24 protein-coding genes are annotated in these 25,874 nt (G+C 64.3%); 14 read left to right on the forward strand and 10 right to left on the reverse strand.

Annotated elements, in window-relative coordinates:
• Positions 1 to 108 precede the first annotated feature (108 nt).
• The 8 genes from MMAR10_RS04360 to dxs all read left to right on the forward strand — a co-directional run bounded on the left by MMAR10_RS04360 (position 109) and on the right by dxs (position 6,941).
• Complete coding sequence (locus tag MMAR10_RS04360; RefSeq protein WP_011642782.1) at positions 109 to 846, forward strand: DUF4386 domain-containing protein; 738 nt, start codon at positions 109 to 111, stop codon at positions 844 to 846.
• Positions 847 to 1,253: 407 nt separating this feature from the next.
• Positions 1,254 to 1,661: an SET domain-containing protein gene (locus tag MMAR10_RS04365; RefSeq protein ID WP_011642783.1), complete on the forward strand. Its 408-nt coding sequence runs from the start codon at positions 1,254 to 1,256 to the stop codon at positions 1,659 to 1,661.
• A 66-nt stretch (positions 1,662 to 1,727) separates the two neighbouring features.
• Positions 1,728 to 2,660 carry a histone deacetylase family protein gene (locus MMAR10_RS04370; protein ID WP_011642784.1) on the forward strand — a complete coding sequence of 311 codons (933 nt, stop codon included), beginning with the start codon at positions 1,728 to 1,730 and terminating at the stop codon, positions 2,658 to 2,660.
• Between the two features lie 85 nt (positions 2,661 to 2,745).
• The gene (locus MMAR10_RS04375; RefSeq protein WP_011642785.1) at positions 2,746 to 3,357 is read left to right on the forward strand and encodes a histidine phosphatase family protein; all 612 of its coding nucleotides are present in this window, start codon (positions 2,746 to 2,748) and stop codon (positions 3,355 to 3,357) included.
• A 77-nt stretch (positions 3,358 to 3,434) separates the two neighbouring features.
• Positions 3,435 to 3,689, forward strand: a complete 255-nt coding sequence (locus MMAR10_RS04380) for an exodeoxyribonuclease VII small subunit (protein WP_011642786.1) — start codon at positions 3,435 to 3,437, stop codon at positions 3,687 to 3,689.
• Positions 3,686 to 4,039, forward strand: a complete 354-nt coding sequence (locus MMAR10_RS04385) for a tRNA-binding protein (RefSeq protein WP_011642787.1) — start codon at positions 3,686 to 3,688, stop codon at positions 4,037 to 4,039. The genes MMAR10_RS04380 and MMAR10_RS04385 overlap by 4 nt, the downstream gene beginning before the upstream one ends.
• Positions 4,040 to 4,113: 74 nt before the next feature.
• Positions 4,114 to 5,001, forward strand: coding sequence for a polyprenyl synthetase family protein (locus tag MMAR10_RS04390; protein ID WP_011642788.1), 888 nt, complete (start codon positions 4,114 to 4,116; stop codon positions 4,999 to 5,001).
• 14 nt (positions 5,002 to 5,015) lie between these two features.
• Positions 5,016 to 6,941, forward strand: coding sequence for a 1-deoxy-D-xylulose-5-phosphate synthase (gene dxs / locus MMAR10_RS04395; protein WP_041637274.1), 1,926 nt, complete (start codon positions 5,016 to 5,018; stop codon positions 6,939 to 6,941).
• A 472-nt stretch (positions 6,942 to 7,413) separates the two neighbouring features.
• Here the strand turns inward: dxs and MMAR10_RS04400 are convergent, their stop codons facing one another.
• Positions 7,414 to 8,268 carry a universal stress protein gene (locus tag MMAR10_RS04400; protein ID WP_011642790.1) on the reverse strand — a complete coding sequence of 285 codons (855 nt, stop codon included), beginning with the start codon at positions 8,266 to 8,268 and terminating at the stop codon, positions 7,414 to 7,416.
• A gap of 11 nt (positions 8,269 to 8,279) precedes the next feature.
• Positions 8,280 to 9,788, reverse strand: a complete 1,509-nt coding sequence (locus MMAR10_RS04405; protein ID WP_011642791.1) for a SulP family inorganic anion transporter — start codon at positions 9,786 to 9,788, stop codon at positions 8,280 to 8,282.
• Positions 9,789 to 10,206: 418 nt separating this feature from the next.
• Here MMAR10_RS04405 and MMAR10_RS04410 point away from each other — a divergent pair, with 418 nt between their 5' ends.
• Positions 10,207 to 10,941: a TlyA family RNA methyltransferase gene (locus MMAR10_RS04410; RefSeq protein WP_011642792.1), complete on the forward strand. Its 735-nt coding sequence runs from the start codon at positions 10,207 to 10,209 to the stop codon at positions 10,939 to 10,941.
• A 33-nt stretch (positions 10,942 to 10,974) separates the two neighbouring features.
• On the opposite strand, the gene MMAR10_RS04415 is transcribed toward MMAR10_RS04410, so the two are convergent.
• The 4 genes from MMAR10_RS04415 to MMAR10_RS04440 form a co-directional block, all read right to left on the reverse strand.
• Positions 10,975 to 11,781 carry a hypothetical protein gene (locus MMAR10_RS04415; RefSeq protein WP_011642793.1) on the reverse strand — a complete coding sequence of 269 codons (807 nt, stop codon included), beginning with the start codon at positions 11,779 to 11,781 and terminating at the stop codon, positions 10,975 to 10,977.
• 187 nt (positions 11,782 to 11,968) lie between these two features.
• The gene (locus MMAR10_RS16870; RefSeq protein WP_011642794.1) at positions 11,969 to 13,471 is read right to left on the reverse strand and encodes a glycine zipper domain-containing protein; all 1,503 of its coding nucleotides are present in this window, start codon (positions 13,469 to 13,471) and stop codon (positions 11,969 to 11,971) included.
• 100 nt (positions 13,472 to 13,571) lie between these two features.
• Positions 13,572 to 14,663: a chorismate synthase gene (gene aroC / locus MMAR10_RS04435; RefSeq protein ID WP_011642795.1), complete on the reverse strand. Its 1,092-nt coding sequence runs from the start codon at positions 14,661 to 14,663 to the stop codon at positions 13,572 to 13,574.
• Positions 14,664 to 14,712: 49 nt separating this feature from the next.
• Entirely contained in the window at positions 14,713 to 15,222 is a 510-nt protein-coding gene (locus tag MMAR10_RS04440) for a hypothetical protein (RefSeq protein ID WP_011642796.1), read from the reverse strand.
• A 668-nt stretch (positions 15,223 to 15,890) separates the two neighbouring features.
• Here MMAR10_RS04440 and pdxH point away from each other — a divergent pair.
• Together pdxH and MMAR10_RS04450 are read left to right on the forward strand one after the other, a co-directional pair.
• Positions 15,891 to 16,559 (forward strand): pyridoxamine 5'-phosphate oxidase, encoded by a 669-nt coding sequence (gene pdxH, locus MMAR10_RS04445; protein WP_011642797.1) that lies wholly within the window; start codon positions 15,891 to 15,893, stop codon positions 16,557 to 16,559.
• A gap of 26 nt (positions 16,560 to 16,585) precedes the next feature.
• The gene (locus MMAR10_RS04450; protein ID WP_011642798.1) at positions 16,586 to 17,377 is read left to right on the forward strand and encodes a DUF1499 domain-containing protein; all 792 of its coding nucleotides are present in this window, start codon (positions 16,586 to 16,588) and stop codon (positions 17,375 to 17,377) included.
• A gap of 135 nt (positions 17,378 to 17,512) precedes the next feature.
• Here the strand turns inward: MMAR10_RS04450 and MMAR10_RS04455 are convergent, their stop codons facing one another.
• Together MMAR10_RS04455 and MMAR10_RS04460 are read right to left on the reverse strand one after the other, a co-directional pair.
• Positions 17,513 to 18,427 (reverse strand): MBL fold metallo-hydrolase, encoded by a 915-nt coding sequence (locus MMAR10_RS04455; RefSeq protein ID WP_011642799.1) that lies wholly within the window; start codon positions 18,425 to 18,427, stop codon positions 17,513 to 17,515.
• The gene (locus MMAR10_RS04460) at positions 18,424 to 19,374 is read right to left on the reverse strand and encodes a hypothetical protein (protein WP_011642800.1); all 951 of its coding nucleotides are present in this window, start codon (positions 19,372 to 19,374) and stop codon (positions 18,424 to 18,426) included. Before MMAR10_RS04460 ends, MMAR10_RS04455 begins: the two co-directional genes overlap by 4 nt.
• A 364-nt stretch (positions 19,375 to 19,738) precedes the next feature.
• On the opposite strand from MMAR10_RS04460, the gene MMAR10_RS04465 reads away from it, so the two are divergent.
• Both MMAR10_RS04465 and MMAR10_RS04470 read left to right on the forward strand, forming a co-directional pair.
• Entirely contained in the window at positions 19,739 to 20,674 is a 936-nt protein-coding gene (locus tag MMAR10_RS04465) for an ABC transporter permease (protein WP_011642801.1), read from the forward strand.
• Entirely contained in the window at positions 20,671 to 21,576 is a 906-nt protein-coding gene (locus MMAR10_RS04470; protein ID WP_011642802.1) for an ABC transporter permease subunit, read from the forward strand. Before MMAR10_RS04465 ends, MMAR10_RS04470 begins: the two co-directional genes overlap by 4 nt.
• 1,127 nt (positions 21,577 to 22,703) lie before the next feature.
• On the opposite strand, the gene MMAR10_RS16025 is transcribed toward MMAR10_RS04470, so the two are convergent.
• A complete protein-coding gene (locus MMAR10_RS16025; RefSeq protein WP_011642803.1) occupies positions 22,704 to 23,468 on the reverse strand; it encodes a hypothetical protein in 765 nt (254 codons plus the stop codon).
• A gap of 15 nt (positions 23,469 to 23,483) precedes the next feature.
• Positions 23,484 to 24,086: a hypothetical protein gene (locus MMAR10_RS04480; RefSeq protein ID WP_011642804.1), complete on the reverse strand. Its 603-nt coding sequence runs from the start codon at positions 24,084 to 24,086 to the stop codon at positions 23,484 to 23,486.
• Between the two features lie 131 nt (positions 24,087 to 24,217).
• Between MMAR10_RS04480 and MMAR10_RS04485 the strand changes: the two genes are divergently transcribed.
• Positions 24,218 to 25,852: a peptide ABC transporter substrate-binding protein gene (locus MMAR10_RS04485; protein WP_011642805.1), complete on the forward strand. Its 1,635-nt coding sequence runs from the start codon at positions 24,218 to 24,220 to the stop codon at positions 25,850 to 25,852.
• Positions 25,853 to 25,874: the final 22 nt, after the last annotated feature.

Raw genomic sequence — 25,874 nt, forward strand, 5'->3', positions numbered from 1 at the left:
TCCGAATGGCCCCATTCGGACGACAGGCAGGCCAACCTCCCGCATCAACGGGGGGCCGGTGACCGCGCCGGCTTGGTTCACTGCTTGGTCGACGGAGACGCTCACGCCATGTCTGCAATTCAACATTCTGAACAATCAGCTCGCCGCATGGCACGGCTGGCTGGTTTGTCCTATCTCATCTACACCCTCGCAGGGCTGTACATCACCTTTGGACCGCTACCCGGGCTGAGTACGCTTCTGAGCGGCGAGGCGCCGCCCGAGCGCGACGAATTCCTGTTCCGGACCGGATTTCTGGCCGAGATGGTCATGTATATCTTCGTCGTCGTTTCTGCTGCCGCCATGTATGCCGTGCTGAGGTCGGTGAGCCAGGGCACGGCCATGGTCGGTGCTTTTTGCCGGCTGATCGAAGGCGCGATGGGCGCAACCTTCATCGTCTTCAAATATGCCGCGTTTGCGGCGGTCGTGAATCCCGATCTGAGTCCCGGCTTTTCCGGTGAGGAGCGGTCAGCGCTCGTGACGCTCCTGCGCGACGTCTACGGGTCGACGATCTATTTGCTGCTGATCCCGATGGCCGTTGGCGGTGTCCTCTACTTTGCCCTGTTTTTCCGGGCGCGCTTCATCCCGCGCTGGCTCGCGGCCTGGGGCGTTTTAACCTATTTCGTGATCGGAACGCTGGCCGGTGTGATCATCCTGTTCCCGTCCGTGAGGGAGCACGTCATGTTGTTCTTCATTCCGGGCGCCCTGTTTGAATGGGTTGTGGCGTTCTGGCTGCTCTTCGCAGGGATCAACACCCGGCACTGGTGGGGCAAGTCCTCCGGCGCCACTGAGGGTGCCACTGCTCCCTGACGGCGCCTCTGCACAGGGTGTGATGGTCGTCACACCCTGTGTAAGTCTTTGCCGCACAACACAACTTTGACATTGTATGAATCCGATTCACCATTAGCGTCGGCCTTGTCAAAACAGGACAGTGAGGGGCGGAGCAATGCGGACGCGATCAGGGGGTGGTTGGATCAGTGTGGTGGTGATAGCCGGCGTGGCCATCGGCTTCGCGATCGCCTGGATACAGGGGGGCTCGCCCTACGGTTTCTGACGGGCACCCGCGGGTCGCATTGCGGCACGAAAATCCCGCTTGCGCTTTTTCAAAATTCGCCAATATGGGAGTTGGAGCGTCGCACTCTGCGGCCGGGCTCACATGATGAGCTGCCGCTGATCCTTCGCCTGCCGTCGACGCGGCCGGCCGGAGTGACCCATTCATGCTTCTCGTGGACACCTATCTGGCTCCCAGCCCCCTGGAAGGGCTGGGCGTTTTTGCTTCTCAAACCATCCCCGCCGGCACGCTGGTCTGGGTGCTCGACCCGGCCGTCGACCTGATCCTGACCGAGGCCCAGCTGGCCGAACGGCCGCAGATCTACCGTCAGTTCATGCAGCGCTATGCCTATTTCGACCGCAGCCTGAACGGCTATCTGCTCGATGGCGATCATGCCCGCTTTCTCAATCATGCCGCCGAGCCGAATATCGATTTTCGGGCCGACGGCAATGGCGAAGCCCGCCGCGAGATCCTGCCGGGAGAGGAAATCCTGTGCGACTACAGCCAGTTCATGGAGAATGTCGTGCTCCTGCCAAGCTCGGCCCGTCCGGGCGCGGCCATTGTCGCGGCCTGAATTTGTGGGCCAGGCAGGCCGTGTCGGGACTGGCCAGCGCGGCGTGACCGCCGCACACTGGCCGCCATGAAAACCACGATCTTTGACAGTCCCGCCAGCCGTCTCCATCTCGTCCCGCCCGGTCATCCCGAGCATGTCGGCCGCTATGAGGCGGTGCGTGAGGCATTGCTGGCCCTGCCAGGCTGTGACTGGCGCGAGGCGCCGACGGCGGCGATGACCGATGTGGCCCGTTTCCATAGCGCCGCCCATGTTGATCGCGTCCTGACCGCCTGTGCCGATGCGCCGGCCGGCCAGTGGCTGGCGCTGGACCCGGACACGCTGGTCTGTGACCGCTCGGCGGCCGCCGCCCTGGGCGCTGTCGGTGCGGCTGTTGCCGCGGTCAATCAGGTGATCGCCGATGAAGGCGGCGCGGCTTTTGTGCTGGCCCGTCCGCCCGGCCACCACGCCGAGCCTGACCGGCCGATGGGCTTTTGCCTGTTCAACACCATCGCCATTGCCGCTGCCCATGCGCTGGAGGTGCATGACCTGACCTCGGTCGCCATTGTCGATATCGATGTCCATCACGGCAATGGCACGCAATGTCTGGCCGAGCGTGAGGCGCGGGTCTTTTTCGCCTCGCTGCACCAGGCGCCGCTCTATCCCGGGACGGGCGGCGAGGGCGAGACCGGTCTCAATGGCAATGTCCTCAATTGCCCGATGCCGGATGGGGTGACGGGGCAGCAATGGCGTCAGCGATTCGAGGCCGCTGTCCTTCCGGCGCTGCGCCGGGCGCGGCCGCAACTGGTTCTGGTCTCGGCCGGATTTGATGCGCATGCGGACGATCCGGTCGGTGGCTGGGGCCTGCGCAGCAATGACTATGCCTGGGCGGCCGGACAACTGGCTGGCATTGCGCGAGATTTTGGCGGCTCGCGGCTTGTTTCCGTGCTGGAGGGTGGCTACGACTGTCCGGCCCTGGGGCGATCGGCGGCGGCATTTGTCGACGCGTTGTCCCAGGCGTGAGATCCGAATTCTGCCAGGCTGCGACGGGGCGTGCCGGCTGCCGAGCTTGCCCCGCGCTGGCCCCCGCGCGTGACCGTGACATTGCATGACCGAGATCGACACCACCGGCGCCGCGCGGCGCGGCTACATCACCATCGCCCGCCACGGCCAGCCGCTCGCCAATCGCGAGGCGATGATGGACTGGCGCGGCTATGAGGACTGGTGGGACAATATCTACCAGCCGGCTCCGCTGGTTGAAGGCCAGGTCGCGCCCGAGCCGCTGAAGGACCAGGCGGTCGGCGCCCGGACGATATTCGCCTCGACACTGCGCCGGGCGATCGAGACCGCCCAGGCGGTCGCGCCGGGCCGTGAGCTGGTGATCGAGGGCGATTTTGTCGAGGCCGAATTGCCGCCGCCGCCCTGGCCCGGGCGTTTCATGGCCAAGACCTGGGGCGTGTTTGCGCGCTGTACCTGGTGGCTGGGCCAGTCGCGTGGCCGGGAAAGCCGCATCGAAGCCGACCAGCGCGCCGCCCGCGCTGTTGGCCGACTGATCGAGGCTGCCGAGAGCGGACCTGTGGTGTGCTGCGCCCATGGCTGGTTCAACCGCATGATGCGGCCCCATCTCAAGGCGGCCGGCTGGGTCTGCGTGCGCGATGGCGGGGATAGTTACTGGTCCTGGCGCCGCTATGAGTATCGCGGCGATCGGGGCGCTGACTGAACGGGCGATTGCGGCGCCGGACGGGGCTTTCTATGGTGGCCCCCCAATTCCGACCCGACCGATGACGGAGAGACAGGATGGCGTCCGAGCCGCATGCCGACATTGCGACCCTGAGCTTTGAAAATGCCCTTGCCGAGCTGGAAGGCATTGTCCGCCAGCTTGAGTCCGGCGAGGTCGAACTGGAACGCTCGATCGAGATTTATGAACGCGGCGCTGCCCTGCGGGCCTATTGCGACAGCAAGCTGAAAAGTGCCGAGCTGAAGGTCGAGAAAATTGTCCGCGGCGAGGACGGCCAGCCGGCAACGGAGCCGGCCGGGCTCGACCCGGCATGACGGATACGGCGCCCGGAACCGCGTCGATCGAGGATTTTCTCAAACTCGACATCCGGGTCGGCACCGTGGTGCGGGCTGAAGACTTCCCCGAAGCCCGCAAGCCGGCCATCCGCCTGTGGATCGATTTCGGTGGCGAGCTGGGGACGAGGAAATCCTCGGCCCAGATCACGGCTCATTATACGCCGGACGCGCTGATCGGCCGCCAGGTGCTGGCGGTGGTGAATTTTCCGCCGCGCCAGATCGGCCCGATGCGCTCTGAAGTGCTGACTCTCGGCGTTTCTGATGGCATGGGAGAGATCGTGCTGATGGCACCGGATCAGGCGGTGCCGGATGGCTCGCGCCTGCACTAGGCATGCAAGCGGGTCCGCGCTGGCAATGGCGCGACCCGGGGGACAGGACAGTCAGGGCAGGACAGGCAGGGCCAATGGAGAATTTCGAACAGCGACTCAATGAGCATGCCGACCGCGTCACGGTCGCGCTTGATGCGTTGCTGCCGCGCGCCGAGGGACCGGAAGCCCATCTCAATTCCGCCATGCGCTATGCGGCCCTGGGGCCGGGCAAGCGCCTGCGTCCCTTCCTGACCATCGAGGCCGGCCATCTTGTCCATGCCGATGAGCGCGGCGTCCTGCGGGCCGCCTGCGCGCTGGAATGCATCCATGCCTATTCGCTCATCCATGACGACCTGCCCTGCATGGATGATGACGACATGCGTCGCGGTCGCCCGACCGTCCACAAGGCCTATGACGAGGCCACTGCGGTCCTCGCCGGCGACGGTCTGCAGTCGATCGCCTATGAGATCCTCGCCCATCCCGACACCCATCAGCGCGGCAGTGTGCGGGCCCGTCTGGTCGAGCGCCTGTCTCGCGCCTCGGGTCCCTATGGCATGGTCGGCGGCCAGATGATCGATATCCGCGCCGAGACCGAGCAGTTCGACATTTCCGTGGTCACCCGCATGCATCGCATGAAGACCGGGGCGCTGATTTCCTACGCCGTCGAAGCCGCCACCATCCTCAAGGATGTTGATGATCCTGTACGCCGGGCGCTGGAAGGGTTTGCCCATGATCTCGGCTTGGCCTATCAGATCACGGATGATCTCCTGGATGCCACAGGCGATGAGGATGAGGCGGGCAAGGCGGTCGGCAAGGATGCCGGTCAAGGAAAAGCCACCTTTGTCACCATTCTGGGCATTGAGGGCGCGCGTGACCGTTCGCGGCACTTGGCCGCACAGGCCAAGGAACACCTTGATCCATTTGGTGCGCGGGCAGATGTATTGAGAGAGGCCGTCGACTTCATTCTGGCGCGGCGCTCGTGAAAGGCCGCATGTCCATGACGCCGAAAACCCCGATCCTAGACACCGTCAATTCGCCGGCAGACCTGAAAAACCTGCCGCTCGACCGGCTCAAGTCGCTGGCCGATGAAGTGCGGGCCGAAACCATTGACGCTGTCTCGGTCACCGGCGGGCATCTGGGTGCCGGTCTCGGCGTGGTCGAGCTGACCACGGCGCTCCACCACGTCTTCGACACCCCCACCGACACGCTGATCTGGGATGTCGGACACCAGTGCTATCCGCACAAGATCCTGACCGGTCGCCGCGACCGTATCCGCACCTTGCGCCAGCCCGGCGGCCTGTCCGGCTTTACCAAGCGCTCGGAAAGCGAATACGACCCGTTCGGTGCGGCCCATGCCTCGACCTCCATTTCGGCCGCGCTCGGCTTTGCCGTGGGGCGCGACCTCAAGGACGAGAACCGCAATGTGATCGCGGTCATCGGCGATGGCTCGATGTCGGCCGGCATGGCCTATGAAGCGATGAATAATGCCGGTCATATCGGTGGCCGGCTGATTGTCATCCTCAACGACAATGACATGTCCATCGCCCCGCCGGTCGGCGCGATGAGCCATTATTTCGCCCGCCTGGTCTCCTCGCAGCGCTACCGCTCCATCCGCAAGCTCGGCAAGGGTGTCGCCAAGGCGCTTCGGGTCGAAGAAGCGGCACGCCGGGCCGAGGAATACATGCGCGGAATGGCCATGGGCGGCACGCTGTTTGAGGAGATGGGCTTTCGCTATGTCGGCCCGATCGACGGCCATGATCTCGACCAGCTGGTCCCGGTCCTGCGCAATGTGCGCGATGGCGATAACGGCCCGGTCCTGATCCATGTCGTGACCCAGAAGGGCAAGGGCTATGCGCCCGCCGAGGCGTCCGACGACAAGTATCATGGCGTCGCCAAATTCAACGTCATCACCGGCGAGCAGCAAAAGTCCAAGGCCGCCGCACCGTCCTACACCAAGGTCTTCGCCCAGCAGCTGATCCGTGAAGCCGAGGCCGACAGCCGCGTTGTCGGCGTCACCGCGGCCATGCCGGGCGGTACCGGGCTGGACCTGTTCGGGGAACGCTTCCCGGACCGCATGTTTGATGTCGGCATTGCCGAACAGCACGCCGTCACCTTCGCCGCCGGCCTTGCTGCCGATGGCATGAAGCCCTTCGCGGCGATCTATTCGACCTTCCTGCAGCGCGGCTATGACCAGGTCGTGCATGATGTGGCGATCCAGAAACTGCCCGTCCGCTTTGCCATCGACCGGGCCGGTCTGGTCGGTGCCGATGGTGCCACCCATGCCGGCAGTTTCGATATCGGCTATCTTGGCGCCTTGCCGGGCATGGTGCTGATGGCCGCTGCCGACGAGCTGGAATTGTCGCGCATGGTCAAGACTGCCGCCCTGATCGATGACGGCCCGTCCGCCTTCCGCTATCCGCGCGGCAATGGCACCGGCATTGAAATTCCCGACCAGATCGAGCCGCTGGAGATCGGCAAGGGCCGTATCGTCCGCGAGGGCTCGCGCATCGCCATCCTGTCGCTCGGCACCCGCCTCGAGGAAAGCCTCAAGGCCGCCGACGCGCTGGCCGCCCAGGGTTTCTCGACCACCGTCGCCGATGCCCGCTTCGCCAAGCCGCTGGACGAGGATCTCATTCTGCGCCTGGCGCGCGAGCATGAAGTCCTGATCACGGTGGAAGAGGGCGCGGTCGGCGGTTTCGGCGCCTTCGTCCTGCACATGCTGGCCGACAAGGGCGCCCTTGATCGCGGCCTGCGCATCCGCACCCTGACCCTGCCGGACGTCTTCCAGGACCAGGAAGCCCCGTTCGACATGTACGAAACCGCCGGCCTCAACGCCCGCCACATCGCCGCCAAGGCACTGGAAGCCATGGGCAAGGATGATGCGGCTGCGGAACGTGTCGCGGCGGCGTTGATTGCGGGTTAGGGGCGACCAGCCCGTGGCTTCGTGCGCCTCGCGCAGATCAGCCAATCCAGTGTTGTCATCCCGGATGGACGCCCCGCGAAGGCGGGGCGAAAGTCCGGGACCAATATGTTGCCATCAGTGAGGTCCCCGTCTTGCGTCCGGCCTTCGCCGGACATCCAACGGGGATGACAAGCGCTGTGTGCCCGGCACGATTTCAAAGGTCCTCGCCCAGACAAGGCGCGGGGGACCGCGAAGCGGCGGAGTGGGTGACGGGCCGTCAGTGACGGAACGCTGGCGCGTTTCACCCCTTCCGGCCCTTCGGGCCACCTTCCCCATCAAGTGGAAGGACCTGTTTCCGGCGATGAGCGCGGCCTCACACCCAGCTTCTCCCCTTCCGGGGAGAAGTGGCCCGCAGGGCCGATGAGGGGCGGCGCGTCAGCGCCATCCAAATCTCTTTCTTGCGCCGCGGCGCCGCACCCCTACCGGAACAGCATCACCGGAACAGCATCACCGGGATGTGGCAATTGCGGATCATGTCGGTGGTGGTGGAGCCGATGACCAGGTTGCGCATGCGCGAATGGCCGTAGGCGCCCATGACCAGGAGCGAGATGGCTTCGTCCTCGACATAATCGACAATCACCTTGTCGGGATCGCCGGCGCGAATGGCGGTGGTGACGGTGTGGCCGGCCGCGCGCAGGTCCTCGGCGGCGGATTCCAGGGCGTCGATGCGAGTGGTGTCGTCCTTGCCGACCGTCAGCAGGTGCAGCGGGATGCCCTTGAAAAGCTGGCCGCCGGCAATGTGGCTGACGGCTTTGCGTGCACTCGCACCGCCGTCAAAGGCAATCAGCGCCCGTGTCACCGGGGCGTATTTGCGCGAGGCGACCATGACCGGCTTGTGGGCGGCGCGGACAATGCGTTCCAGGTTCGAGCCGAGATGCTCGGCTGCAAAGTCAGCCGCTTCGCCGCGCTTGCCGATCAGGATCAGGTCGGCATCACCCTCCACCTGTTGCAGCGCCTCAACCAGATCGCCGTGCCGCAGGCGGAGGGCGATGTCGGTCACGCCCTTGTCGGTGAGATAGGCTGCCGCCGCATCGAGAATGGCGCGGCCACGCTCCTTGGCCAGCTTGGCGCGTTCCTCGTCATGGGCAGCGAGCTTGTCCAGCAGGTCGTGCTTGGCGCCAAAGCCCAGCGATCCGGACAGGTTGGCGGGCAGGCTCTGCGTGTCGCGGCGTCCGAGCACATGCAGCAGTTCGATCTCGGCGCCCATGGTCGCGGCGACCCAGGCGGCGTGGTCACAGACGCTTTCGCCATAGGCCGAACCGTCGACGAGAAGGATGAGTTTGGTCATGGCAATCGCTCCTAATGGCCCATCAGCTTGTCGAGTGCGCCGGGCGTATCGTGGATGCCCAGGCGGTCGACCAGCGTCTTGCTGGCCTCGTTCATGCCCAGCAGCTGGACCTCGGCACCTTCGCGCCGGAATTTCAGGACGGCCATGTCGACCGCGGCGACGCTGGACAGATCCCAGACATGCGCCTGTCCCAGATCAATGATCACGGTGTCGACCGCATCCTTGAAGTCGAAGGCACGCAGGAAGTCCTCGGTCGAGGCGTAGAAGAGCTGGCCATCGACGCGATAGGTGCGGGTCCGCCCGTCAGCGGACACCTCGCTGGTGACCGTGAAGGCGCGGGATATCCGCCAGGCGAAGAACAGCCCGCTGAGCAGCACGCCGACACCGACACCGATGGCCAGATTGTGGGTGGCAACGACGCCGATCACGGTGGCAACCATGACGAAGCTGGAGCTCTTGGGGTGTTCCCGCAGATTGCGGATCGAACTCCACGAGAAGGTGCCGACCGAGACCATGATCATGATCGCCACCAGGGCCGGCATCGGGATTTGTGCGACCAGATCGCCGAGTACCAGGATCATGAACAGCAGCACCGAGCCGGCGGTCAGCGCCGACAGTCGACCGCGGCCGCCTGATTTCACATTGATCACCGATTGCCCGATCATGGCGCAACCGGCCATGCCCCCGAAGAAGCCGGTGATCGAATTGGCGATACCCTGACCGATACATTCGCGATTGCGGTCGCTGGGCGTGTCGGTGAGATCATCGACAATCTGGGCCGTCATCAGAGATTCCAGCAGACCCACGGCGGCCACGGCGGCCGAGTAGGGCAGGATGATCATCAAGGTCTCGAGATTGAACGGGATGTCCGGGATCAGGAAGACCGGCAGCGTGGTCGGCAGCTCGCCCATGTCGCCGACCGTGCGCACATTGTCCCAGCCGAAGAAGAGCGCCAGGCTTGTCAGGACGATAATGCAGACCAGCGGCGAGGGGATGGCCTTGGTGATGTAGGGGAAGCCGTAAATGATCACCAGGCCGGCGGCGACCAGCACATAGGTGAAGGCGCTGACATTGGTCAGCTCCGGCAGTTGCGCCATGAAGATCAGGATCGCCAGCGCATTGACGAAGCCGGTGATCACCGAGCGCGAGACAAAGCGCATCAGGTCGCCCAGCTTGAGGAAACCGGCGCCGATCTGCAGCAGGCCAGCGACCACGGTCGCGGCGAGCAGGTATTGCAGCCCGTGTTCGCGCACCAGGGTGACCATGAGGACGGCGGTCGCCGCGGTGGCCGCACTGATCATGCCCGGACGGCCGCCGGTGAAGGCGATGATCACCGCGATGGAGAAGCTGGCATACAGCCCGACCCGCGGATCGACCCCGGCGATGATGGAAAAGGCGATCGCTTCCGGGATCAGCGCCAGCGCCACCACAATGCCGGCCAGCACGTCACCGCGCAGGTTGAAAAACCAGGTGCGGCGGATCTGATCGAAAAGGGCCGGGTCGAGTGTGGGAAGTCGCATGGTGGTGTCCGTTCGTTCACGCGGGCATCCGGGCAATGGGTGCTCGTTGCGCAGTGTTCTGGCGGCCAAGCCGCAAATGGTCGGAACGCGTTGTGAGATCAGCGCTGCCCCGCAAAGGGCCACGCCGCAGCGGTGCGCGAGGCGATAGCACAGACAACGGACTTGGCAAACCGGGAAGGAGGAGGTGACAGGTCCTCGCCCTTGATGGGCGAGGTGGCTGGGCGCGTAGCGGCCAGACGGAATGGGTGATGGGCGGTCGGGGACGGAACGCTGCGCGTTTCACCTCATCCGACCCGGCGCAATGCGCCGGCCCACCTTCCCCATCAAGGGGAAGGACCTCTTTCATGCGGCGCATACTGGTCCACCTCGCGGCCCCCGCTAAACTGGCCTCCCAACCAACCCCAACCGGACCTCGCCCATGCGTGCAGACCTCTATCTCGTCGAACACGGTCATTTCGACACGCGCGCCCGTGCCCAGGCGGCGATTGCGGCGGGGAAGGTGTCGGTGAATGGGATCAAGGTGTCCAAGCCGTCGCAGAAGATCGCGGACGGGGCGCAGATCATCGCCGAGGCGGCGCATCCCTGGGTGTCGCGGGCGGCGCTGAAACTGGTGGCGGGGCTGGACGGGTTTGGCGTGGATCCGGCGGACCGGGTCTGTCTGGATGTCGGCTCATCGACGGGTGGTTTTACCGAAGTCCTGCTGTCGCGCGGGGCGCGGCATGTCTATGCCGTGGATGTCGGGCGGGACCAGTTGCACGCCTCGCTTCAGGCCGACCGGCGGGTCACTTCGCTGGAGGCGACCGATGCCAGGTCATTGGCAGGGGAGATGTTTTCCGAGCCGCCCTCGCTGGTGGTCTGCGATGCCAGCTTCATCTCGCTGCTCAAGGTCATCGCCCGGCCCCTGGCATTGAGTGCCGCGACGAGCGATCTGATCGCGCTCGTCAAACCCCAGTTCGAGGTCGGCAAGGCCTTGATCGGCAAGGGCGGTCTGGTGAAAAGCGACAGCGCGCGAGATGACGCGGTCGCGGCCGTACGGGCAGGCCTGGAAGGCCTGGAAGGCTTTTCGGTACACGCGGTCATGGAAAGTCCGATCGAAGGCGGCGACGGCAACAGGGAATACCTTATCGCCGCCAGCCGCTGTCTTCAAACCTGAATCCCCTGTGACGTGTTGTCTGGGGCGTGAGGTCTACTGACCGTAGGTGTCGGCCGGGCGCCAGATACCGTCGTTGCCCTGACACATATAGACCTGGTCGGTGACGGTCTGGCCGTAGGCGTCCATGCGGCGGGTCTGCGACCAGTGACAGGCACCGGTGGCCGAGTTTACCTGATAGCCGGCGCTGCTCTGCGACTGGCCGTCATAGGCCGAGGCATTGTAGGTGCGGGCCTGGTCAGCGCGCTCGGCGCCACCCAGCAATTCACCTGACGAGCCGTAATTGTCGGCGTGGTAGGCATTGTCGTCGTAATAGGCGCTGTCGTCATAACCGGCCTGGTACTGGTCGTCATAGTACGCATCATTCTGGTTGTAGGCGCTGTTGTCGTAATAGCCGCCTGGCTTGCCCGGATAAGGGTTTTGCGGATTGGCGCGGACGGCATTGCAGTCGCCGCCACCGGCAATGCCGGCTCCGATCACCGCGCCGACACCGGCGCCGGCAATGGTGCCAACTTCCTCGGCATTGCCGCGATCACGGTGTTGATAGCGATTGCCACGACCGCGGCCCCAGCTGCCATGCCCACCGCGTCCACCGCGACCATAATGGCGGTCGCGGCCATGGCGGTTATTATTGCTGTCATCGGCGAGTTCATTACCGATCACGGCGCCGAGCAGGCCACCGATGATGGCGCCGGCGACCTGACGGCCCTGGCGTTCGGACTCGCAGTCCTGATAATTCTGGGCCTGATAATTCTGGGCCTGATAGCTCTGGGCCTGGGCCATGGACGGCAGGGCGACACTCAGGGCCGTTGCGGCGAGAAGCGTTGGGGTCAGCAGTTTCATCTCTACCTCCGACTTGGGGCTGCCCGACGGATGTCGCCGGTGTTGATCCAAGGTCTAGCGCGCCGTCGATGAGCCGCACATGAACGGCACAATGAACAATACGCAAGAAAAAGGCCGACCCGGCTGGATCGGCCTTTCTCCTTCGTGACCCCACGCACACAGGGTCACCGGTCTGTCTGGCTTGCGCCTACTGGTATTGCGAGACCTGCCAGTCGCCATAGGCGTCCCGGCACATGCGAACCCGGTCGTAATTATAGGTGCCGTCGGGCATGTAGATTTCGGCATCACCCCAGCGACATTCGACGCCGGCATTGTAATAGGTCTCGCGGATGATCACCGCACCGCGCACGCCGGAATAGGGATTGCCCCAGTAATAGGGTTGTCCGTACTCGAAGGCGTAATTCATCGCGTAGTGATACTGGGCGCGATCGCAATCATCGAAACGGCTGACCGTGCTGCCCAGGGCCGCACCGAAGCCTGCGCCGAGCAGGATGCCGGCACCGACACTGTCATCGCCTGCGGCTGCGCCGCCGATGATGGCGCCCAGCAGGGCGCCGACCACGGCACCGTCACCATTGTTGTTATAGCGGCAAATGCCGTCGTAATAGGCGAACTGGCGGTTGGAATAGCCGTAATCATAATAGCGCGTGTTGTAGCGCCAGCGGCTGGACGGTCCCCAGCTGCCGTAATAGCGCGAGTTCGACCAGCCATGGTTCATGTGGCGGATCCAGCGGCGCTGGGCCTGATGTCGACGTTGGTCGTGATAGAAGTTGTAACGCCGCTGCGCGCGTTCCCAGCGTCGACGGTCACGACGGTCATCCCGGTCACGCCATTCGCGCCAGTCGCGTCGGTATCCGGGGCGGTGTGCGTCCGGCCGGCGCCGGTCACGATCCCAACCGGTATCCCGGTGGCCGCGGCCTGGCCGGCTGTCAGGTCGACGGCCGCCCGGGCGGGTGTCTGGGCGACGGGGCCGGTCTGGCCGCGTATCGGGACGACGGCCATCACGGCCCCGCGTGTCCGGGCGGCGATCGCCGGGCCCGCGTGTGTCGGGGCGTCCGGGGCGACCCGGGCGGGTATCGGGGCGTGTGCCGCCGGGGCGGCGAGCATCCGGGCGGCGGTCATTCGGGTTCACACCGACCGGGCGACCTGGACGTCCGGGGCGGGTATCGGGGCGTGTACCGCCGGGGCGGCGAGCATCCGGGCGGCGGTCATTCGGGTTCACACCGACCGGGCGACCCGGACGTCCGGGCCGGGTATCGGGGCGCGTGCCGCCGGGGCGGGTTGCAGGACGACCGGGACGGGTGTCCGGTCCGCGGCCACCGGGGCGGGCGTCCGGACGGCGACCACCCGGACGGGCGTCGGGGCTGCGGCCACCTGGGCGTGATTCAGGGCGTCGCGGTCGGTCCGGACGGGATGTCGGACCCGGGCGGTCGCGTGAGGTCGGCCGGGTGACCGGTGGTGCATCGCGTCGCGTCGCTGCATCGCGTCGCGTCCGCTCTGTCCGCGCTTCGCCGCGTTGCGGATTGCCGCCACGACGGGCCCCACGACCGGAATCATTGCCATCCGAGCGCCGGACCTCATCGCCACCGCCGCGGCGCTGGGCCTCGGCCGGTGCCGTTGCGAAAGCTGTCGGCAGGAGGATGAGTGTGGCGAGCGAGGCGCAAAGCCATTTGTGCTTGAGCAGCTGCATGGGGCGTTCTCCGGCTGTCGCCGGGCAGACCCGGCCAATCTGCAGCAAGCCTAGAGATTCGCGTATGAGCCGAACATGAACGCCGGGTTCACCTTTGGGGTCAGTACGCCGATTGGCCCGCATGGCGCAGCTTCTGGTCGGCCAGGACCAGCGCTGCCATGGCCTCGCCGACCGGGACGGCACGGATGCCGACGCAGGGGTCATGGCGGCCGCGGGTCTCGATCACGGTCTCCTCGAAATTGCGGTCCAGCGTGTTGCGCTCGACCGTGATCGAGGAGGTCGGTTTGACGGCAAAGCGGACCACCAGGTCCTGCCCGGTCGAAATGCCGCCCAGCACGCCGCCATTATGGTTGGACAAAAAGACCGGCCCGTCCTCGCCCATGCGCATCTCGTCCGCGGCGTCTTCACCGCGCATCGCGGCCGAGCCGAACCCGGCCCCGATCTCGACGCCCTTGACCGCATTGATGGTCATCATGGCGGCGGCCAGCTCACTGTCGAGCTTGGCATAGACGGGGGCACCCCAGCCGACCGGGACGCCGGAGACCACGACTTCGACGATGGCGCCGGTCGATGAACCAGCCCGGCGCAGCGCGTCCATGTCCGCTTCCCACAGGGCGGCGGTTGTGGCGTCGGGGCAGAAGAAAGGGTTGTTGCTCACCTCGTCCCAGTCCCAGCGGCTACGGTCGATGGCGCGATCACCCACTTGCACCAGCGCGGCGCGGATCGAGATGCCGTCGCCCAGCACCTTGCGGGCAATGCCGCCGGCGGCGACCCGCATGGCCGTCTCACGGGCCGAGGAACGGCCACCGCCGCGATAATCGCGGATGCCGTATTTCATGTCATAGGTGTAGTCGGCATGGCCGGGACGCCATTTGTCGCGGATGGCGCTGTAATCCTTCGAGCGCTGGTCGGTATTCTCGATCATCAGGCTGATCGGCGCGCCCGTCGTCACCGGCCCGTCCGTGCGGTCATCCTCGAACGTGCCGGACAGGATGCGGACCTGGTCGGGTTCCTGGCGCGGCGTGACATGGCGCGAAGTGCCCGGACGGCGCAGGTCGAGGAAGGGCTGAAGATCGGTTTCGGTCAGCGGAATGCCGGCCGGGCAACCATCGACGACCGCGCCGATGGAGGGGCCATGGCTTTCGCCCCAGGTGGTGACCCGGAAAAGATGTCCGAACGTGTTGTGTGACATGATGTATCCGCCTTGAGTGCGGGCAGATTAGACACAGGCCGTGGCTACGTCACGCCGCCGACTGCGCTTTGCGGACCCAGCGGGCGAGGCGGGTGGTCACCGAGGGGCGTGAGAATTCGTGCATGAAGGCGTCGAGGTCGGCGGCGTCGGGGAAATCGGATCGCGGATCGACCGGCGCCTCCTCGGCGGACTGCACGCGGATCGTCACGCTGATGCGCTCTTCGCCGACGGCGGCCAGGTCTGTCCCGTCACGTGTGCCGGGCGGAATGCGAACCAGCAGGGATTTGTCGCCGTGGCGCAGGGTGCGGGTCAGACCGCGTTCTGCCTGCGCCGCCGTGATCTCGATTTCCAGACAGACCGGCGCCGAAGCGCGGATATAGTCCATGGCGGCGACAATCCGGGCGAGTTCGGCCAGCGTCGCAGCAGTCGGCGGCGTGACATCGGGATGCAGGCGTTTGACGCGGCTGCGAAACGCCGCACGCGCCGCCGCAACACCGTCCACCGGGGCGACGCCCAGGACAGCGAAAGCCGCATCCAAACTCACAACACGCGATGTCATGAGCTTGATCTAACACGAGAAGATTCCTGAAAGGTTGACGGGCGGGAAACCTGGATAGACGGGAAAGAACAGGGACACGTACTGATTTCACGCGCGCCCCGCGCGCGATGAACCATAAATCCCATGTCAGCCAGCGGGCCGTATCGGGGTATTGAGGTCAAGGGCGGCGCAGCCGCCGCTTCGCGGTTTCACCCTTGAGCTCAATACCCCGATACGGCGAACTCCCGGCAAGGGATTTATGGTGCAACAGGCGCGCGGGTGCGCCTGACCTGACGTCGTACCGCCTTCTGTATGACGCTTCTGTACTAACTGAAATTAGTGCCAGTCCCGGTTATTCCTTTCCAATAAACGGGGACACGTACCGTTTTTCACTAACGCCCCTCTACTCCCCCGCGCCCCCAGCGCAAACCCCACCATAAACCGCTTGCCGAGAGTTCGCCGTATCCGGTTCTTCAGGTCAAGGGCGCCGCAGGCGCCGCTCCGCGGTTTCACCCTTGAGCTGAAGAACCGGATACGGCCTGCTGGCTGACAAGCGATTTATGGATCGGCCTGCGCGCAGCGCTCCTGTTCTAGCCACCAGCCCGTCCGCGGGCGAATGACGCACCGCCAAAGCTTGACGCGGCGTGCCATGGGCTTACCTAGGCGCACGTGTTCCAGGAGCGCCCGACATGTCTGACGACAAACTCATTCCCGCCACACCCGATGCCGACGCCTATGCCAAGACGGCAGACGCCAATGCCGCGGAGATCTTTGATAGGGATGAGCCCTTTGCCCTGTTTGCCGACTGGCTGACCGAGGCGAAGAAGAAAGAGCCCAATGACGCCAACGCGATGGCGCTGGCGACGGCGGATGCGTCCGGCCTGCCGGATGTGCGCATGGTGCTTTTGAAGGATGTCGATGCCGACGGTTTCGTCTTCTACACCAATCTGGAAAGCGGCAAGGGCGGGCAGCTGGCGGACAATCCGCAGGCGGCGCTGTGCTTTCACTGGAAGTCCCTGCGTCGTCAGGTGCGGGTGAGGGGGGCGGTCGAGCCGGTTAGCGCCGGGGAGGCCGATGCCTATTTCGCCTCCCGGGCGCGGGACAGCCGGATCGGCGCCTGGGCCTCGAAACAGTCGCGCCCGCTGGAAAGCCGTTTCGCCCTGGAAAAGTCGGTTGCTCGCGAGGCGGCGCGCTTCGGTCTGGGCGAGGTGCCACGGCCGCCGCACTGGTCGGGCTTTCGCATCCGCCCGTTGAGCCTCGAGTTCTGGCGCGACCGGCCCTTCCGTCTCCATGATAGAATGTTTTTTGACAGGCCGGATTTGGGGTCGACTTGGACGGTAACCCGGTTGTATCCCTGAACCGGATGCCTGAGGGGGCCCGAGTTGTGGACGCTTTGACGAATATTCTGCGCCTGGTGATCCAGACGCTCGGCTGGATCCTGGTCCTTCTGGTGCTGGCGACGCCGCTCTGGTTCCTGGTCGCCGCACTTGGCACCAAGCTGGGCTTTTGGGGCTATGAGTTCGGTCTCGACTGGATGACGCTGGAAATCGGGCCGCATCTGGTTCTGGCCTGTGCTGTTGCCGGCGTGCTGATGGGCATCCTGCTTGTCGCCCACCGGTTTGCGGCGCGGCGCTGGGTCGGTGTGGTCAGCCTGCCCATCCTGGCCCTGGTGATCGCGGGCGGCGGCTATGCCGGGCGCTATGTTTACGACGGGCTGACCGCCAGCCGCCCCTATGTGCTGGACGTGACCACCGACGCTGCCGAACCGCCGCACTTCACCGCCGCCTATGCGTCGCGCCGCGGCGATGCCCGCCGCTCGCTGGACTATGATCCGGACTCGGCTGTCGTCCAGGCCGAGCATTATCCGCACCTCACCAGCCTGATCATCGAACAGGACGCCCGCTCCGCCTTCCGCGAAGCCCTGGTCTATGCCCGCGACAGTGGCTGGCGGATCGGGACCGCCTCGGATTCAGCCGGCATGTTCGAAGCCGGCGCCGAAGGCCTGGTTTACGGTTTTCGGGACGATATCTCGGTGCGTGTGCGCGAACTCGAAGACGGGCGCACGCAGATCGACATCCGCTCCCTGGCCCGCCAGCCCGTCCACGATCTCGGCCGCAATGCGCGCCGGGTCGAGCGGTTCCTGGCCGTGATGGGCGGCGAGGGCGACGCCGGGTAGCTCGGCGCTTGTCATCCCTGATGGACGCCCGGCGAAGGCCGGGCAAAAGTCAGGGACCTATGTGATTGCGGGCAGTTAGGTCCCCGCCTTGCGTCCGGCCTTCGCCGGACATCCAGCGGGGATGACAAGGTGTGCCTAGGCCGCGTCGGCCAATCTGAACGTCGCTGTCAGGCCGATCGGGTCGGCCGTGTCGCTGGCGACCTTGCCCAGTTCCACGAGGTGGATCACATGCGCCAGCACCGAATGGGCGGCGGCGGGGTGGAGGCGTTTGTCGACATCGACATACATCACCTCGACCATCTCGCGGATCGTCGTATGGCCGTCGGCGAGACAGGCGAGAATCTGGTCCTCGCGGGCCAGGCGGTGGTCGATATAGGCCTGGATGAAGGCGCTGGGACTCTCGATCGCCGGGCCGTGGGTCGGCCAAAGGCGATCGAAATCGCGGTCCCGCATGCGGCCCAGCTGGTAGAGATAATCGCCCATATGCCCGTCCGGCGGACTGATCACGCTGGTCGACCAGGCCATCACATGGTCGCCGGAAAACAGCGTATTCTCCTCCAGCAGCGCGTAGCAGACATGGTTGGACGTGTGCCCGGGCGTGTGCAGGGCCTGCAAGGACCATCCTTCGCCCTGGAAGACCTGGCCGTCGATAATCTGGATGTCCGGCTGGAAACCGACATCATCGCCGGCCTCGAGGCGGACCTCGCCGCCGGCCGGTGCCGTCTGCTGCGGACCGAAGCCATAGACTTTCGCCCCATGTTTTTCGGCCAGCGGGTGGGCGAGGGGCGAATGATCGAGATGATGATGGGTGACAAAGACGTGGCTGACAGTCTCGCCCTCGAGGGCCGCGTCCAGCGCGGCGATGTGGTCCGGGTCGACCGGGCCGGGGTCAATGACGGCGACTGAGCCATGCCCGATGATGTAAACACCGGTACCCGTGAAGGTGAAGGGGCCGGGATTGGGCGCGACGACGCGCCGGATCAGCGGGGAGAGCGTGTCGCAACGCCCGTATTCGAAGTCGAAATCGCGTACGAAGGGAATTGAACTCATGGGATCTGCTTGGCCGGTTCCGGTTTGGGGTGGCCGAGGAATTCCAGGAATGCCGCGGCCAGCCGTCTGGTGACTTTGATCTTGTCATCCAACTGCATTGCGACCGGCGGACCCATATCAGTTTTGTTCACATCCACGACATAAAGCCGTCCGTCCTCGCGATCGCGGAGCACGTCCAGCCCGCCCCAGTCCAGCCCCATGGCGCGCGTGAAGGCCGCCAGCTGATCACGCTCGCGCGCCGTGAAGACGTCATTCGTCTCGGCGCATTCGATTTCGTGATTGGAATTGGAAAAGCGGGTGGCAAGCTTGCGGCGCTTGCGGATGACGATGGGGATCTGACCGTCCATGGTGGCGCAGCGCAGGTCCTCGACCATGCCGCCCGGCACGGTGTTGTCGATCACGCGCTGGTAGACCTGGCCGGGCCGCGCGGCCTCGATCGGCCCCTGGATCACACGGCCGTCATGGGCACCATTGAGCTCGGACTTCTCCACCATCGGGCCGGTCCAGCTCGTCGGGTCGACCGCCAGGGAATAGCCGAAGGATTGCTCGAACACGCGCGCCACATGGCTTTTCTCGATGCTCTGGCAGTCGCGATTGATGACGCGCGCGCCTGGCGGGACCTGGCAGGGCTGGCAGGTGGTCGAATCATCGAACACGAAGACCGCGTCGGCTTCGCTTGGCTGACGGGCGATGCGGGCGCCGGCGGCGTGCAGGACGGACCAGATCAGGTACCAGGGCCGCGGCCGGTCCGGTGCGAACCAGATCTTCGGCCCGTCGGTGCGCAGGGCCGACTTGATCCGCCAGCCCTCGACGATGAAGTAGAAGGGAAACCAGGACAGGACCTCGCCGATCAGTCCCAGTTTGAGCGGAAGGCGGGCACCCGTCTTCTTGACGGTGACGATACCGTCCTGGAACTCGAAATCTCGCCACCACAGCGCACTGTGCATGGATAGGCCTTTCTACTCGCAACCGCGCCGCATCCTAGGCATTCGCCGGACACTTGCAATTCACTCCGGATCACGGACGGCGCGGATTTTGCGTAACCGGCGTGTGTCGTCTTGGTCACGGGAGGGGAATGTGAACGCCGGTCGATTTCTAGGCAAGCGCATCTTGCGGCTGGGTTGGCTCATGTTGGCGCTGATCATGACCCAGTTTTTTATCAGTGAGGCGACAGTCGAGCCCACACTATCGCGGACGGCTCCCTTGCCGCCGCTGGCAGCCGATGATGCTGCATTACAGCAACAGACCCTTCATTGACATCAGGCGTCTCGCATAGAAACTGCGCGAACCTTGGACTGAGCCGAACAATTTATGCTTGGATTTGTACTCAGACGCTTCAGCGTCGCCATCCCCACGATTCTGGTGATCATCACGGTCGCCTTTTTCATGATGCGTGTCGCCCCGGGCGGACCGTTCGATCTCGAACGTCCGATGCCGGAGGAGACGCGCCAGGTCATCATGGCCAGCTATGGCCTCGATAAGCCGCTGATTTTTCAGTATTTTGACTATATGGGGAACCTTTTCCAGGGCGACCTCGGACCGTCATTGAAACTGCGCGACAAGCAAGTCGCCGAGATCATCGCGGAAGGCTTCCCGGTCTCTGCCACCATCGGCCTGTGCTCGATGTTGCTGGCCATCGGGCTCGGGAGCCTGCTCGGATCGATCGCCGCCCTGAAGCAGAATACCGGCACCGATTTCTCGGTGATGACCTTCGCCATGGTCGGGATATCCATTCCGCCCTTTGTGATGGGTCCCATTCTGGCGCTGGTCTTCGGTCTCTATCTGGGACTGGTACCCACAGGCGGCCTCGATCCGCGCTATGGCATGACGCCGGACCGGCTCATCCTGCCGGTCATCACGCTGGCCCTGCCGCAGATCGCCATCATTGCCCGCCTGATGCGGGCCTCGATGATCGAGGTTGTCCGCTCCAACTATATCCGCACTGCCCGGGCCAAGGGCCTGTCGGCGCCGGCGGTGATCATCCGCCACGCCCTGCGCTCGGCCATCCTGCCGCTGGTCTCCTATCTCGGACCGGCTTCGGCGGCCGTGATTTCCGGCTCGCTGGTGATCGAGCTGGTCTTCCAGCTGCCGGGCATCGGCCGGCATTTCGTCGACGCCGCCCTGCAGCGCGATTACACCGTCGTGATGGGCGTGGTCATCGTCTATGCGACCCTGATCATCGTTTTGAACCTGCTCGCTGACCTGCTTTACGGCGTGCTCAATCCGAAGGTGAAATACGAGTCATGACCATGCTCACCACACCGCAGGAAAAGGCCGAGCTGCTCGAGAAAGCCGCCGTCCAGGGCCGTTCGCTCTGGGATGATGCGCGCGCGCGCCTGATGCGCAACCGGGCCGCCGTGGCGTCGATGATCGTTCTGGGCATCCTGGTCTTCCTGGCCACGGTTGGCCAGCTGCTCTGGGTGCATGATTACGACACCATCTACCGTGACCGCGTGTGGATCGGGCCGACCATGGAAAACCTGCACATCCTCGGCACCGACGCCCAGGGCCGCGACATGGTCGCGCGCATCCTGGTCGGGCTGGGCGTGTCGCTGATGGTCGGCATTGTCGCAACCTTTGTGTCGCTGGTGATCGGTGTGACCTGGGGCGCGACGGCGGGCTTCATCGGTGGCCGCGTCGACCAGCTGATGATGCGCTTTGTCGACATCCTCTACTCGCTGCCCTTCATCTTCTTCGTGATCATCTTGATGGTCACCTTCGGGCGCAATATCGTCCTCATCTTCGTCGCCATCGGTGCCGTCGAATGGCTGACCATGGCGCGGATCGTGCGCGGCCAGACCATTGCCCTGAAGGGGATGGAATTCGTCGAGGCTGCCCATGCCGCCGGTGTCTCGCGTCCGAACATCATCCAGCGCCACATCATCCCCAACGTGCTCGGCCCGGTCGTGGTCTATGTCACGCTGATGATCCCGGTCGTGATCCTGGCCGAAAGCTTCCTCAGCTTCCTCGGCCTGGGTGTCCAGGAACCCCTGACCTCGCTCGGTCGCCTGATCTCGGCCGGCGCCCAGGACATGGAACCGGCCCCCTGGACACTGATCGGACCCGCCGTGACCATGATGGTGACCCTGTTCTGCCTCAACTTCATCGGCGACGGCCTGCGCGACGCGATCGATCCCAAGGATCGGTAGGCGCGCCGGACAGCGATATCAAAGGGCTCTTACGCTCTTTTGTCATCCCCGCGGGATGTCCGGCGAAGGCCGGACGCAGGGCGGGGACCCATGTGGTCGCCACCAGCTAGGTCCCTGACTTTCGCCCCGCCTGCGCGGGGCGTCCATCAGGGATGACAATCATTGGGTAGGCACACAAAAAAGAAAGGCCGCCGGATCGCTCCGACGGCCTTTCAATTTGCCCTGTGTATTCGCCCTGGCGCTGGCATTCGACGCGGATGGCGGCCGGAGCCGTTGATGCGACAGAAAAATGGTGCCAGGCACCGATTAATCCCAACTGCAACGCGGGCGCCGCGCGCGGGGCTGTCCATAGATCGCTTGTCAGCCAGCAGGCCGTATCCGCTTCTTCAGCTCAAGGGTGAAACCGCGAAGCGGCGGCTGCGCCGCCCTTGACCTGAAGAAGCGGATACGGCGAGGTCTCGGCAAGCGGTTTATGGTGCGGTTTGCGTCAGGCGCGGACGTCGAGGGGTGGGAATTGTGTCTGTCCCGTTTTTCAGGTGGGAATTGTGTCTGTCCCGTTTTTCAGGCCAGAAACCGGTACGTGTCCCCGGTTTCGGTACCGGTTTTTGGCAATTTGGGAACCAATAATGTTACTTCCTTTTAAAAGAAAGTTCGCCGTGGTGGATTTCATCATGATATTTTCTTTTTTTCTGGGAATTGGTGTATTTGGAAACTCATTCTTCCCTTACGTATTTTTCTCATTGTTATTCGTTTGGGCAGCGGCATGCGTTTATATTGGTAGAGATAAGAGAATTGTAGCAGTCTTATCTGTAGTATTATTGTTGGCGGGTGTTGCAGTTTTTGTAAATTAAAGGGAAAAGTGACAGAGAAAAGCAGGGACATGGCCGTAATCGTGGCTGGTAACGCTCCGTGACGGAACGCAGGGTGACAGGCACCATTTAGAATCGCCGCTACATCCCCGCGGGTGATCAAAAGGGGACAGGTATAATTAGCGCCCTGTCCCGTCAGCGCTGATCGTCCATGTCGCGATGCGTTAATTACACCTGTCCCCTTTTGGGCGCGCCCCACAAAAAAGGCCGCCGGATCAGTTCCGGCGGCCTTGTTGGTACTGTGTCGGGTAGTCCGGATCAGCGTTGGCGCTCGACCCGGATGGCGCGGCCCTGGCCATTGATGCGCAACAGGTAGCTGGTCATCGCGCCGCGGCGGATTTCGGCGGTGAGATTGTCGCCGCGCGGCACGCGGACGCGGCCGCTGTCGGTCTGGCGCCAGACCTGGCCATTGGTCATGTAGAAGACCGTGGTGTTGTAGCCGACCGTGCGGGTGCGCTCGATCTGCATCTCGACCCGGAAGACGTCGCCGTCCTCTGTCCGCTCGACGATGGCGACCGAACTCTCGGTGGCTGCGGCGGCCGGAGCGGCGGGAGCGGCGGGGGCCGGAGCCGGTGTCGGAGCAGCAGCAGAATCAGACGCAGAAGCGGAGGCGGGCGCCTGGGCGGTTGCCGGCGGCGTCGCATCGGCCACAGCAGCAGGCGCGTCGTCCGTCCGGTCGACCATGTCAGCGCCGGCCAGGGCGTCGTGCTGGCGGTCGGCGGCGGCAATTGTCAGGCGCGGCAGGCGCAGGCGGGGCAGGGACGGCATGGAGAAGCCGAAGCTGTCACCCTCGACGGCGGCAATATCGCTGCGCGTCACCATCATCAGCTCGCCGCTGTCGCGGTCGCTGGCCAGGCGTTCGGCGGCGCCGTCGAAACAGGCCAGCCGGGCTGCGGTCTCGGTGATGCCGCGGCAGGCGAGGATGCCATCCACCGCGTCATCGGCCTGCTGGCCGAGCGCGCTGGCGGGCAGCGCGGTGGAAAGAAGAAGCGCGGCGATCACCGCGTGACGTGAGATTGTCATGAGACCCTCGATTGGTTACTCGACACGTTCGGCCCGGAAACGGCGGCCGCCATTGTCCAGGCGCATGAAATGGGAGCCCAGGGCTCCGTTGGAGATGGTCGCTGTGTATTCGGTTACGCCGCGACGGCGCGACAGCTGGACATGGGTGTTGTCGGTCTGGCGCCAGACCTGGCCATTGGCGAGGCGGACGATCAGGTCGCCGGAGCGGTTCTCGGAAATCTCGACCACGCGAAGACCTTCAATGCGCTCGATCTGGCCGTTGTCATCACGAATAATTGTCCGGTCCGGCGAGGCGGTTTCGGCTTCCAGGGCTGCCAGCTCGACATCTTCGCCCCCGCCGGGCAGGGACAGGCCCGGCAGACGCAGCTGCGGAATGCTCAGCCCGTAGGTCGCCTCCTCGGCGGCCTCGATCTGCTCGCGGTCGACCGCGACCACATCGCCGCGTTCGGTGTCGCCGCGCAGGGCGTCGACAGCCGCATCCAGACAGGCCAGGCGGGCGCTGTCATCGACAATGTCGCGGCAGGTGAACAACGGGTCCAGCGGTGAGCTGTCACCCTGACCAAGCGCCGGAGCGGATATCAGGGCGGCGGGCAGAAGAATCAGTAATCGCGCGTTCATGGTCACTCGTGTAAATCTGATAACTTGATCGACTATGCGCGACCGGTCGGCCACTGTCGACCGGCCGATGATGTTCAGCTAGAACATCGGCCACTGACTCGTCGTGCTGCTTCGGAGGGGAGACCGAAACCGTGATCCGCACAAAGATTTTCAATACCATCCTCATGTCAGCCTCGGCGCTGGCCCTGGCCAGTTGTGGCGCCAATGACGCCGCCGATTCCGATCGGGTTCTCCTGAACCGGGGCAATAATGCGGAGCCGCTGTCGCTGGATCCGCACAAGGCCTCCGGCACCTGGGAAAACAATATCATCGGCGACATGTTCCTCGGTCTGTTCACCGATGATCCGGATGGGGCACCGATCCCCGGCATGGCAGAGAGCTGGGATGTCTCGGAGGACGGCCTGACCTGGACCTTCACCCTGCGTGAAGCGACCTGGTCTGACGGCGAGCCGGTCAAGGCGAGCGATTTCGTCTTCGCCTGGCAGCGCATCGCAACCCCGACCACCGGCGCGCAATACGTCTCCCTGCTTTATCCGATTGCCGGTATCGAAGAAGCCGCAACCGGAGCGGCCGATCCGTCGACTATCGGCGTCCGTGCCATTGATGACAGCACGCTGGAAATCCAGCTGGTCAATCCGGCGCCCTACCTGCCGGGCCTGTTGAGCCATTACACCACCTTCCCGCTGCCGCAGCATGTGGTTGAGGTCTATGGCGATGAATGGGTACGTCCGGGCAATATGGTCTCCAACGGCGCCTACACGCTGGAAGACTGGCGGACGAACAACTACGTCCATCTGGTGCGCAATGAGCGCTTCTACGACAACGCCAATGTCTGCATTGACGATGTCTACTTCTTCCCGACCGTCGACAATTCGGCGGCCGGACGCCGGGTCCGCAATGGCGAACTCGACCTGAACATGGAATTCCCCGGCCAGCAGATGGAATTCCTGCGCCGCGAAATTCCCGATTATGTCCGCGTCCACCCTTTCATGGGCACGATCTATTTCTCGGTGAACACCACACTCGAACAGTTTGACGATGCCAATGTCCGCAATGCGCTGGGCATGGCAATCGACCGTGATTTCATCGCCAATGAGATCCTGCGCGCTGGTCAGCAGCCGGCCTATTCGATGATCCCGCCGGGCGTGGCCAATTATCCGGGTGGTGTCGAGGCACAATGGGCGGACATTCCCGTCGAACAGCGTCGCGAAAATGCCCGCGCCCTGTTGGAGGCGGCTGGTTATGGCCCCGACAATCCGTTCGAGTTCGAATACACCTACCGCGCCACGGGTGATAATCCGCGGATCGCACCGGTGGTGCAAAATGACTGGTCGGCGATTGCCGAATGGGTCCAGCCGGAGCTGATCGTCAACGACACCCAGATCCATTACGACAATCTGCGCGCCTCGGACTTCCAGGTCGCCGATGGTGGCTGGATTGCCGACTATAATGACCCCTACAACTTCCTCTTCCTCGGCGAATACCGGTCGGTGCCGATGAATTATGCCCGCTACAACAATCCGGAATTCGACAGCCTGGTCACCGAGGCCAATGGCGAGCTGAACCAGGAATTGCGCGGGCAGATGCTGGCCGAGGCCGAGCAGATGCTGATCGACGACATGCCGATCATCCCGCTCGTCTTCTACGTCAACAAAAGCCTGGTGAACCCGCGCGTTACCGGCTGGGTAGACAATCTCACCAATATCCACCGCTCGCGCTATCTGTGCTTTGCGGATCTGGAAGAAACCGACGCCGCGGAACAGTAAACACCCGCAACGCTTGTCAGAT

The sequence above is a fragment of the Maricaulis maris MCS10 genome, assembly GCF_000014745.1.
Classification (GTDB): domain Bacteria; phylum Pseudomonadota; class Alphaproteobacteria; order Caulobacterales; family Maricaulaceae; genus Maricaulis; species Maricaulis maris_A.